The sequence below is a fragment of the uncultured Pelagibacterium sp. genome, from assembly GCF_963972885.1.
Lineage (GTDB): Bacteria > Pseudomonadota > Alphaproteobacteria > Rhizobiales > Devosiaceae > Pelagibacterium > Pelagibacterium nitratireducens.
Genome location: NZ_CAXAXY010000111.1, coordinates 1 through 8881, shown reverse-complemented (window position 1 = coordinate 8881; position 8881 = coordinate 1). Strand labels below are relative to the sequence as shown.

The window sequence follows — 8881 nt, the reverse complement described above, 5'->3', positions numbered from 1 at the left end:
GGCATGATCATGAATTCCTGGATGTCGATCGGGTTGTCGGCATGTTCGCCGCCATTGATGATGTTCATCATCGGCACTGGCAAAAGACGAGCATTCGGGCCGCCGACATAACGCCAAAGCGGAAGCGCGCTGGATTCGGCAGCGGCGCGGGCCACGGCCAGCGATACGCCGAGAATGGCGTTGGCGCCGAGCCTGGCCTTGTTCGGTGTGCCGTCAAGGTCGATCATCGCCTGATCGAGGGCGATCTGGTCGAGGGCGTCGAGGCCCTCGATCTCGCTGGCGATCAGGGTGTTGACGTTATCGACGGCGTTCAGCACGCCCTTGCCCAGATAGGCTTCGCCGCCATCGCGCAGCTCGACAGCTTCATGCGCGCCGGTGGAAGCGCCCGAGGGCACCGCGGCACGGCCAAAGCTGCCGTCATCGAGAACCACGTCGACTTCGACGGTCGGATTGCCGCGGCTGTCAAATATCTGACGGCCAATGACGTCAACAATTGCAGACATAGAAGCGCCCTTCGTTTCATGGGGAATGCCGGTTGCAGCCCTTCTAATAAAGGCGGCCCGGCTTAGGAAGGGCTTGGCGCAAAAATAATACGGCCCGATGACAGAGCATCGGGCCGCATGGGCCATTGCTTATATTACTTGCGGCTAATGCCAGTATGGATCGACCTTGTAATAGGAATAGGCTTCCTGGCGGGCATGAAGCCCGTCATCCTTGGTCAACTCGGTGATGGTGTCGGCTGGACCTGCTTCAAGCTCGTCGCGGGTGAAGGGCACGACATAGCCCTCCTGGTCCTGATCGTAATCGAGCGTTGCCCAGGGAAGAGCGTGAAACTTCTCGCCCATTCCAAGGAAACCGCCGAAACCGACAACGGCAAACATTATGGAATTGTCGGTCTTGTCGAGAACGATGTCTTCGACCGTGCCAATCTTCTTTCCATCGAGATTATAGACATCGGTGCCAACAGCGCGCGTGGCGCGGATGGCGGTTGTGTGTCCGGATGCAGTAGGCATGAGCAACCTCCGTTTTGGGGTCTTTTGTTATGAGCGTGCACAACGCCCCTGAACGGATCGGGTTCCTACTGGTCGTCTTGGGATTGACGTTTGTGAAGATCGAGATGTTTCGCGTCGCGGCCAGCCTGTTTCTCGGCCGCCTGGCGTTCGGCCTTGCCGCGGCCGAATTTGGCGCGATTGGCATCCGCTGCGCGCTCTTTTTCAGCGCGCAGCTTGTTCTTGCGGGCCTGACGGAGATTGACGATCTCGGCCATTACCCGGCTCCCTGCCCTAAACCAGACGGCTCTGTTCGACCGCGGCCGCAATGAACGAGCGGAACAAGGGGTGCGGCTCGAACGGGCGGGATTTGAGTTCGGGATGGTACTGGACCCCGATGAACCAGGGGTGATCCGTGCGCTCGACGATTTCGGGCAGCATCCCGTCCGGCGAAAGACCCGAGAACAAAAGCCCATTGGCCTCCAGCACCTTGCGGTAGGTCATGTTGACTTCGTAGCGGTGCCGATGGCGCTCGGAAATCCGGTTGGTGCCGTAGATGTCTGCCACCCGGCTGCCGCGCACGAGCTGGGCGGGATAGGCGCCAAGGCGCATGGTGCCACCCAGATCCTTGTCCGAACCGGCACGCTTTTCATTGTCCTTGACCCATTCGGTCATCAGCCCCACGACAGCTTCCCTGGTCGGACCGAATTCGGTCGAAGAGGCTTTGGGGATGTGGGCTGTGTTGCGGGCGGCTTCGATGCAGGCCATCTGCATGCCGAAACAGATTCCGAAATAGGGAACGTCGCGGATACGGGCGAACCGCGCCGCATTGATCTTGCCTTCCGAGCCGCGCTCGCCAAAACCGCCAGGCACGAGAATGCCGTGGATACCTTCAAGGTAAGGCGCCGGATCGTCGCGCTCGAACACCTCGGAATCGATCCATTCGAGGTTGACCTTGACGTTGTTGGCGATGCCGCCATGCGCCAGGGCCTCGGACAGCGACTTATAGGCATCCTTGAGCCCTGTATATTTGCCCACGATGGCGATATTGACCGTGCCCTCGGGCTCGTGGACGCGGCGCGAAATCTCGCGCCAGCCATCGAGTTCGGGTGCAGGAGCGTCCTTTATCCCGAAGGCGGCCAGCACTTCGTCGTCCAGTCCTTCCTCGTGGTAGGCAATCGGCACGTCGTAGATCGAGGCGACATCGAGCGCCTGAATGACTGCCGAGGGCCGCACGTTGCAGAACAGGGAAAGCTTGCGCTTTTCGCCTTCCGGAATCGGCCGGTCGCAGCGGATCAGCAGAATGTCAGGCTGAATGCCGATCGAGCGCAGTTCCTTGACCGAGTGCTGGGTCGGTTTGGTCTTGAGTTCGCCGGCGCTGGGGATGAATGGCATCAGGGTCAGATGCACGAACACCGCATCGCCGCGCGGCAGTTCATTGCCGAGCTGGCGAATGGCTTCGAGAAACGGCATGGCTTCGATATCGCCAACCGTGCCGCCGATCTCGCACAAAACGAAATCGAAATCGTCATTGTCGGAGGTGACAAAGGATTTGATCTCGTCGGTGACGTGGGGGATCACCTGTACGGTGGCGCCGAGATAATCACCGCGGCGTTCCTTGGTCAGGATGTCGGAATAGATCCGGCCGGTGGTCACATTGTCTTTCTGGTTGGCAGAGCGGCCTGTAAAGCGCTCGTAATGGCCCAGATCGAGGTCGGTTTCCGCGCCGTCGTCGGTCACGAAAACTTCGCCGTGCTGATAGGGCGACATCGTGCCCGGATCGACATTGAGATAAGGATCGAGCTTGCGCAGCCGAACCTTGTATCCACGCGCCTGCAGCACGGCGCCAAGCGCCGCCGAAGCAAGACCTTTTCCGAGCGAGGAGACCACGCCACCGGTGATGAAAACGTACCGAGCCATGGAGTTTTACCTTACATAAGCCGCGTTCGATTCGAAGCGCGAAAATGATCGCGCCCACACAAAAAAGAAGGGGATGTTTCCATCCCCGTTCTTCGTACCATATTCCGGCGTCGCTAGTTTGGCGCCGTTTCCTGCGCCGGCGCCTCCTGGGCGGCGGGCTCCTCGGGCATTGTCGACATCATCGACGCGCCGGGATCGACCACTTCGGGTTGCTCGGCAGCAGGTTCTTCAGCCGCCGGGGCCGCTTCGTCGGGCGCCGCCGGCACGAGCAGATCGTCATTGGTCGCGGCGGGCTGCGCGGGAACGGCAAGATCGTCGTTTTCGGTGCCCATGGCGTCCAGAGCATCCAGCACCGTCGCTGGCGTGCCGTCTGGATTCTGCGCGGCCTGATCGAGGATCGAGGTCGAGCTGCGATCGGTCTGGCTGATGATGGTGAGGCCAATGGCCGTGACCATGAACAGCGTACCCAGTATGGCAGTGGTCCGGGTAAGAAGATTTGCCGAACCGCGCGAGGACATGAAATTGCCGCCGCCTCCGCCGCCCATCCCAAGGCCACCGCCTTCGGAGCGCTGGAGCAGGATCACCACGATCATGGCGATCACGATCAACAGATAGGCGACAATAAGTACTGTGGCCATTTAACGGTTCGTCCTTCAAATGCTCTCGCGCTCAAGCCGGGACATATGGGAAGCGAATCCCGGCAACGCAATATCTCTTAGATGCGCGTGGTTCGTGTTCGCCTGGGAAGGCTTAACGGCTCAAGCCCTGCCCCGACCGTCCGGCCGGCAAGCAAGGTTCTGCACAGGCATCGCGTTGGCGGGCGTTCTACACGCAAAGATCGGCATTGGCCAGCCCTCCGGAGCGACAGTTTCCCGTTCACATTTCAGGCCGCGACGATGATTGAAAAGAAGTCGTCGGCGAGAAGGCTCGCGCCGCCGACCAGTGCGCCGTTGACGTTGGGTGTGCGCAGGATTTCTTCCGCGTTGGAAGGCTTTACCGAGCCGCCATAGAGCAGCAGGGCCGCTTCGCCGGTCTTGCCGAACCGTGCGACCAGGAGCTGGCGCATATGGGCATGCATCTGGGCGATATCGTCAATCGTGGGTGTCCGCCCGGTGCCGATGGCCCAGACGGGCTCATAGGCCACGATGATCGGCGTTTCGCCGAAGGTTTCGGGCAGCGAAAACTTGACCTGTTCGCCAACCACCTGATTCGCGGTTCCTGCCAGGCGCTCGGCCTCGGTCTCACCGACACAAATGATCGGGACAAGTCCGGCGGCAAGTGCGGCCGCAGCCTTTGCCCTGACGGTTTCGCTGGTTTCGCCATGGTCGGCGCGGCGCTCGGAATGGCCCACGATAACGTAAGAGGCGCCGGCGTCGAGCAGCATGGAGGCGCTGACGTCGCCGGTATGGGCGCCACTCGGGTTTGCATGACAGTCCTGACCACCGATGCGGAGCGTACTGCCCTGGGCTCTCTGGGATGCACGTTCCAAAAGGGTGGCTGGCGGACAAACAAGAACGTCACTGTCGATATTTCCGGCTTCACCGAGAAGGGTCTTGAGCCGGGCGATCTGCTCGAGCGCTGCGCTTGTTCCGTTCATCTTCCAGTTCCCGGCAATCAGTGGCCGCAATCGCTCCTGCATCCCCTACCCCAACAACACCTTGCACGCACACGGAGAATGGCTTAACCGGGCGTCCTGCGTGCGGCTTGCAGGGCCCGATACACCCTGTCTATTATGCGCGCGCTTGGAATGCCATAGGGTGAACCTACGACAATAGGCTAGAGTCCGCCCTCAACCGATCGGTACTAAATGCTCGATAATCTTCGCAATTTCGGCCGCAGCTGGGTCGCCAAAGTCTTCCTGGGTGTTCTGATCATCGCGGTCGCCGGTTTCGGCATTCCGAGTGTCTTTCTCGACCTCAACGCCAATACGGTGGCCCGGGTCGGGGACCAGAACATTTCGGTACGCGATTTCGACCGGGTCTATCGCAGCCAGGTCAACCAGTTCGCCGCGCAGACCGGTATGGCTCCGAGCGCTCAGCAGGCGGTCAGTTTCGGCATTCCCAATTCCGCCATCGCGCGGCTGGCCAATGACGCATCGATCGAAATCCTGGCCAGCGATCTGGGGCTTGGCGCCTCGGATGCCAAGCTGGCGGAACTTGTGCGGCAGGATCCCAACTTTGCCGGCGCGCTGGGCCTGTTTGACGCGAGCGAATTTGTCTCCATGCTGCGCCAGTCCGGCTACACCGAAACCGAATATCTCAACCTCCAGCGGCGCGCGGCGGCGCGTGAGCAGATCGGAACGATTTTCGCCGGCGCCGACGTTCCCCAGGTCGCGCTCGATATTGCGCGGTCCTATGACGGCGACCAGCGCACCATCGAGTATGTCGAACTCAATCCCGTGCTTTTTTCGGTGACCGAAGAGCCTAGCGACGAGCAATTGCAGCAGTTCTTTGCGGAAAACCAGGCCCGGTTCCGCACCGTTGAAACCCGGTCGGTAAGCCTTTTGCCCCTGACAGTCGATGCGCTGGCGCAGGGCATCGAGGTCACCGAGGAGGAAATTGCCGCCGAGTACGACCGGATTTCCGGGCAATTCATTGCGCCCGAACGCCGGACAATCAGCCAGTTGGTTCTGCCTGATGCCGAAGCCGCGCAGCCGTTTATCGACGGAGCCGAAAGCGGCGCGAGCTTTGCGAGCGTGGTGTCGGAAGCGGGTTTGCAGACCGAGGTCGCCTCGCTCGGCACGCTGGCGGAAAGTCAGATCACCGATGCCAATCTGGCGCAGGCCGCGTTCGGGCTCGAGCAGAACGGATATGTCGTCCTCGAAGGCAGCAATGGTTATCGCGTCATCTGGGTGAGTGCGATCGAGGACGGCGGACAGCAGCCGCTTGAGGTCGTGCGCGATCAGGTCGAGCAGTCGGTTGCGGCGCGCAAGGCGCAGGATATGCTCTTTGACGTTTACGACGAAATCGAAGAAGCCCGGGCAGCTTTCCAACCGATCTCCGAGGTTGCCGAACAGTATGGGCTCGAGATCCACGATCTGGACCTGACAGCGGACGGGGCGCAATTGGCCGATATCGCGACGCTTCCGCAAGGTTCGACCCAGACGATCACGAATGCGGTGTTTGCCGCCTCGCCCGATGCGCGCGTGACCCCGGCCATCAGCCTCGGTTCGAACCGCACCGTTTTCTTCGAGCTTTCCGAGGTTCAGCCAGCGCGCGACCAGACGCTCGACGAGGTGCGGGATGAGGCGATCGCCGCCTGGCAGGATCTGCAGACCGATATGGAAATGACGCGCACTGCAGATGATATCGTGGCCGCAATCGATGGCGGCAGCGACATCTTCACGGTCGCCGCCGACCAGGGCCAGATTCCCCAGAGTTCCGCACCTTTTTCGCGCAACACGGCCGGTGCTGCGGTCGACCCCGACGTGGCTCAGGCGGCGTTCCAGGGCGGTGAGGGGTATGCCGATTACGTCTCGACCCAGGACGGCGATGTCGTTGTATTCCAGGTGACCGATGTGACGCCGGCCGCGGAGGATGCTCCGTCCCAGGTTGCCGAGGCCCTGGAAGTGGATTTCCCCGATCTGATCTTTGCCAATTTTGTCGAAGGACTCCGGTCCGACGTTGGGATCAGGATCAATGAGGAAGCCCTCAATCGCGTGATCGGGCTCGAATAGGTTGGCCATGCCTGACGGCTATGACTCTGTTTCCTTTACGGAAATCTATGATGCGGGCAAGGGACAGGTTCTCTACAAGCGCATCGTGGCCGACCTTGAAACGCCGATCGGTACCTATCTGAAATTGGCCGAAGGGCGGCGCTACAGCTTCCTTCTCGAATCGGTCGAAGGGGGTGCTGTGCGCGGGCGTTACTCGATCATCGGGCTCGATCCCGACCTGTTGTGGCGGGTTCGCGATGGCGTGGCTGAGATCAACCGCTCTGCACAAACGGCCCCCGATGGCTATCGTGCGCTCGGTGAACGTCCCCTCGACGCCCTGAGGGCGCTGATCGCCGAGAGCCAGATCGATATGCCTAACGCGTTGCCCGCCAACTCGGCAGGCGTGTTCGGGTATTTAGGTTACGACATGGTGCGGTTCATGGAAGAGCTGCCCGACACCAATCCCGATTCGATCGGGGTGCCGGACGCGATTATGATGCGGCCCTCGTTGCTTGCCGTATTCGACACGCTCAAGGATGAATTGTTTCTGACCGCACCGGTCTATCCCCGCGAGGGCGTCACGGCCCGCCAGGCGTTCGAAGCGGCCAATGAGCGGATCGAGGATGCGATCGTGCGGCTGGAAAAGCCCCTGCCCCGCATGAGCGAAATTCCCGATCTGGCAAAGATCGAGATCAGCTCGAACACCTCGCGCGATGATTACTTTGCGATGGTTCGCACGGCGCAGGATTATATCGCGGCGGGCGATATCTTCCAGGTGGTGCTCAGCCAACGGTTTTCCGCCGATTTCACTTTGCCGCCCACGGCGCTTTATCGCGCGCTGCGGCGTACCAACCCCTCGCCCTATATGTATTTCCTCGATTTCGGCGACTTCGCCGTGGCGGGATCGAGCCCTGAAATCCTCGTCCGCGTCGATGAGGGCGAAGTCACGATCCGCCCGATTGCCGGAACGCGCAAACGCGGCGCGACACCCGAACAGGACAAGGAGATGGCCGAGGAGTTGCTGGCCGATCCCAAGGAATTGTCCGAACATCTGATGCTGCTCGATCTGGGCCGCAACGATGTGGGGCGCGTGTCGCAGATCGGGACGGTGAAGGTCACCGACAAATATTTCCTCGAATACTATTCCCACGTCATGCACATCGTTTCCAATGTGGTGGGTAAGCTCGATCCCAAATACGACAATATCGATGCGCTGGCCGCCGGGTTTCCCGCTGGCACCGTTTCGGGTGCGCCAAAAGTGCGCGCCATGGAAATCATCGACGAGCTCGAAGTGGCCCGGCGTGGCGTTTACGCCGGGTGCGTGGGCTATTTCGGGGCTGACGGGCGCATGGATACGTGCATCGTCTTGCGCACAGCAATCCTCAAAGACAACAAGCTCTATGTGCAGGCCGGCGCCGGGATCGTCGCCGATTCCAAGCCCGAACTTGAGCAACTCGAATGCGAGAACAAGGCAAAGGCTCTTTTCAGCGCCGCCGAGGAAGCGTTACGCTATGCCGGCCAGGCCAAAGTGGGTCAGTAGCGGGTAAAAAATGCGCGTCTTGATGATCGATAATTACGACAGCTTCACCTACAATCTCGTCCATTATATCGGCGAGTTGGGGGCCGAGGTCGATGTGGCGCGCAACGACAAGATCACGCTCGATGAGGTCGCCGAAAAGGCGCCCGACGCTATCGTCATTTCCCCTGGCCCCTGTACGCCCAACGAAGCAGGAATCTGCCTGCCGCTGATCTCGCGTTTCGCAGGCGAAATCCCCCTGTTCGGGGTTTGTCTGGGGCTGCAATCAATGGGTCAGGCCTTTGGTGGCGACGTGGTGCGCGCGCCGCATCCGATGCACGGCAAGGTTTCCACCATCACCCATGACGGGCGTGGCGTGTTTCGCGGGCTCAACAAGCAGTTCGAGGCCACCCGCTATCACTCGCTGGTGGTGCGTGACGATACCCTGCCCGCCGAACTGACCGTGACGGCCCGATCCGATGACGGGCAGATCATGGGGCTCCAGCATCGCGACTTGCCGGTGCATGGAGTCCAGTTCCATCCCGAAAGCATTTCCTCGGAAAACGGGCACGCCATCCTGCAGAATTTTCTCAATATCGCGCGGGATTTCAACGCCGACCAGGCCGCTTGACCGGCTATTGTCGACTGCGAGCAGGCAAGCGCCCTCCGCAGTCTTTCGCCACCACTTACCCCACTCATTGTCGTTCTCGGGCTTGACCCACTCCCGGCCCTATCACGGTCGCTCGCCCCACCCCCATCGTCATCCTCGGGCTTGACCCGGGGAGTGAGTGCCGTCCGTAG

The 8881-nt window shown here is 60.8% G+C and carries 8 protein-coding genes and 1 pseudogene; 3 read left to right on the top strand and 6 right to left on the bottom strand.

The features are described 5' to 3' along the window. From eno to tpiA, 6 genes and pseudogenes are all read right to left on the bottom strand, one after another. Positions 1 to 503 (bottom strand): annotated as a pseudogene (gene eno / locus AACZ55_RS14235) (phosphopyruvate hydratase); the annotation flags it as partial. Positions 504 to 647: 144 nt separating this feature from the next. Then, complete coding sequence (locus AACZ55_RS14230; RefSeq protein ID WP_338606924.1) at positions 648 to 1013, bottom strand: PRC-barrel domain-containing protein; 366 nt, start codon at positions 1011 to 1013, stop codon at positions 648 to 650. 65 nt (positions 1014 to 1078) lie between these two features. After that, positions 1079 to 1267, bottom strand: a complete 189-nt coding sequence (locus tag AACZ55_RS14225) for a DUF4169 family protein (protein WP_338606925.1) — start codon at positions 1265 to 1267, stop codon at positions 1079 to 1081. Between the two features lie 16 nt (positions 1268 to 1283). Continuing rightward, the gene (locus AACZ55_RS14220) at positions 1284 to 2909 is read right to left on the bottom strand and encodes a CTP synthase (protein WP_339647166.1); all 1626 of its coding nucleotides are present in this window, start codon (positions 2907 to 2909) and stop codon (positions 1284 to 1286) included. A 113-nt stretch (positions 2910 to 3022) separates the two neighbouring features. Next, a complete protein-coding gene (gene secG / locus AACZ55_RS14215) occupies positions 3023 to 3547 on the bottom strand; it encodes a preprotein translocase subunit SecG (RefSeq protein ID WP_339647164.1) in 525 nt (174 codons plus the stop codon). A gap of 245 nt (positions 3548 to 3792) precedes the next feature. Continuing rightward, the gene (gene tpiA, locus AACZ55_RS14210) at positions 3793 to 4548 is read right to left on the bottom strand and encodes a triose-phosphate isomerase (RefSeq protein WP_339647161.1); all 756 of its coding nucleotides are present in this window, start codon (positions 4546 to 4548) and stop codon (positions 3793 to 3795) included. 168 nt (positions 4549 to 4716) lie between these two features. On the opposite strand from tpiA, the gene AACZ55_RS14205 reads away from it, so the two are divergent. Genes AACZ55_RS14205 through AACZ55_RS14195 form a run of 3 tightly spaced genes read left to right on the top strand, consistent with a single transcriptional unit; the run spans position 4717 to position 8711 of the window. Further along, positions 4717 to 6585, top strand: a complete 1869-nt coding sequence (locus AACZ55_RS14205) for a SurA N-terminal domain-containing protein (protein WP_339647158.1) — start codon at positions 4717 to 4719, stop codon at positions 6583 to 6585. 7 nt (positions 6586 to 6592) lie between these two features. Then, positions 6593 to 8104 (top strand): anthranilate synthase component I, encoded by a 1512-nt coding sequence (gene trpE, locus AACZ55_RS14200; RefSeq protein ID WP_339647156.1) that lies wholly within the window; start codon positions 6593 to 6595, stop codon positions 8102 to 8104. A gap of 10 nt (positions 8105 to 8114) precedes the next feature. Further along, positions 8115 to 8711, top strand: coding sequence for an aminodeoxychorismate/anthranilate synthase component II (locus tag AACZ55_RS14195; protein ID WP_339647153.1), 597 nt, complete (start codon positions 8115 to 8117; stop codon positions 8709 to 8711). The last annotated feature ends 170 nt before the right edge of the window (positions 8712 to 8881 follow it).